The organism is Halobacillus sp. BAB-2008, assembly GCF_000328325.1.
Classification (GTDB): Bacteria; Bacillota; Bacilli; order Bacillales; family Halobacillaceae; genus Halobacillus.
The window spans coordinates 1-1,869 of record NZ_ANPF01000111.1 but is presented as its reverse complement, the minus strand read 5'-3'; the positions used below and the strand labels follow the sequence as shown (position 1 = coordinate 1,869).

Annotated in this window: 2 protein-coding genes; both read right to left on the bottom strand. The window is 46.1% G+C overall.

Annotated elements, in window-relative coordinates:
- Positions 1-171: 171 nt before the first annotated feature.
- On the bottom strand, positions 172-1,353 hold the full coding sequence (locus D479_RS19255; protein ID WP_008640430.1) for an NAD(P)/FAD-dependent oxidoreductase: 1,182 nt from the start codon (positions 1,351-1,353) through the stop codon (positions 172-174).
- 23 nt (positions 1,354-1,376) lie between these two features.
- Complete coding sequence (locus D479_RS19250; protein ID WP_008640429.1) at positions 1,377-1,802, bottom strand: DUF1641 domain-containing protein; 426 nt, start codon at positions 1,800-1,802, stop codon at positions 1,377-1,379.
- Positions 1,803-1,869: the final 67 nt, after the last annotated feature.

The following is a 1,869-nucleotide window of genomic DNA, read 5'->3' as shown; positions in this document are numbered from 1 at the left end:
AGCGTCATAAAAACATTGTCCAAGTTCATGGGTTCATTTCAAACGCGATGAGGAGGCTCACAGGCCGCCCCGTGGAAAGCGTCCCATTCCCCGGAGCCCGATCTCTCCTCCACCCTGAAAATAAAACCGCAGTGCATACAAGCACTGCGGTTTTTATACTTTCCTTATTTCTTAATAAGCAAGTCCGAAAAGACCTTTGATGTGGGAAAGATAGCGGACGTTACTCGCTTCTTTCATAACAGAAGCAGGAAGTCCTTTCAGTGGTGTTGCGTTGCCACCTACTGAAGCTACCGCATCTTTACGGCCAAGACTTGCAAGCGTACCTGAGTTAACAGGGCTGAACTCTTCGAAGTCTTTCTTGTTCAAGTAAGCGTATAGGTTGTAGCCGATCAGCTCACCCATCTGCCAAGCGATTTGGGCAGTTGGCGGTTGAGGACGCTCCTCACCCGGTTTGAAGTAAACAGCGCTGTCTCCGGCAACGAATACGTCTTCGTGAGAAGTAGACTGAAGGTAGTTGTTGACCGTTGCACGGCCGCGGTTAACTTCCAAGCCTGATTCTCCGACAAGCGGATTCCCCTGGACTCCACCAGTCCATACGAATGTGTTTGTAACGATCTTCTGACCATCTTTCAATTCGACAACGTTTCCTTCTACGTTCGTGACAGGAAGGTTTGTCAGGAATTCCACGCCGCGCTTCTCAAGGCTTTCCGTTGCACGCTGGATCAAGTTGTCCGGAAGCATCGGAAGGATCTTAGGCATAGCTTCAACAAGCTTAAGCTTGATGTCAGACGGGTTCACACCGTATTTACGGGCAAGTTTCGGAGTTTCGTCAGCAAGTTCACCAACAAGCTCGACACCTGTAAGTCCGCCGCCGCCGATAAGGATCGTTGCATCAGCTTCGTCCTTCGTTTGCGCATACGTACGAATACGATCTTCTACGTGGTTACGAATACGGTTGGCTTCTTCCGCAGACTTCAATACCATGCTGTTCTCTTCCAGACCAGGAATACCGAAGTAAGCCGTCTTACTTCCAAGTGCTACAACAAGTGCATCGTAAGTAAGCTCGGAGCCATCATCCAGTTTGATTTGTTTGTTATCTACAGAGAAGGACTCTACTGTAGCGATCTTGATATCAACAGACTTATCTTTAAGCAGTTTCTCAAGTGGAAGAGCTGCTGCTTTTTCAGAGATGTTACCCGCCGCAAGACGGTGCAGTTCCGTAATGATTTGGTGAGTAGAGAATTTGTTGATCAGCGTGATGGACGCTTCTGATTCACTCATATATTTGCGGACATTTTGAGCAGCCAGCAATCCGCCGTATCCGCCGCCTAGAATGACTATGTTTTTTGACATGTTGGTTCCCCCATTTCCAGAATTTATTTGTGGTTACGTTCTGCTGAAACTTTCAAGTACGCATTAACGAAACGGAAAAGCTTCTGAGCCTGTGGATCCTTCAGCATCTTAAGAAGACCGAATAGTCCGATGACTTCGTTGCTCTTCTCTGCCTGATCCTTCGCTTCGATGGCTGTAGCAGCTACATCTTTCACAGAAGTTTTCACAGGTTCTACGATTTCAGAAAGGAATCCTGCCGTATCTTCTTTTAACACTTCATCTGTCGCAAAAGACTGCACCGTGTCATAAGAAGCTGAAAGGATCGTTACCAATTCTGTAAGCTTAGGAAGTTCTTTCACCAAAGTGGTCAAAGATTCCTGGACCTCTGGATTGGAAAGTTGATCCAACAGTTCACGTTCATCTTGAGTGACGGCTTTCTGTTCGCCTTGTTCTCTAGTCAATTCTGACATATCCACTTCTCCTTTTTTTAGCATATAGCTAATTTATAATTAGATAATTTATATCTCGTAAAATATT

Coding starts and splice junctions, on each gene's coding strand:
- D479_RS19255 (WP_008640430.1), bottom strand. CDS start 1,353: ATGTCAAAAAACATAGTCATTCTAGGCGGCGGATACGGCGGATTGCTG.
- D479_RS19250 (WP_008640429.1), bottom strand. CDS start 1,802: ATGTCAGAATTGACTAGAGAACAAGGCGAACAGAAAGCCGTCACTCAA.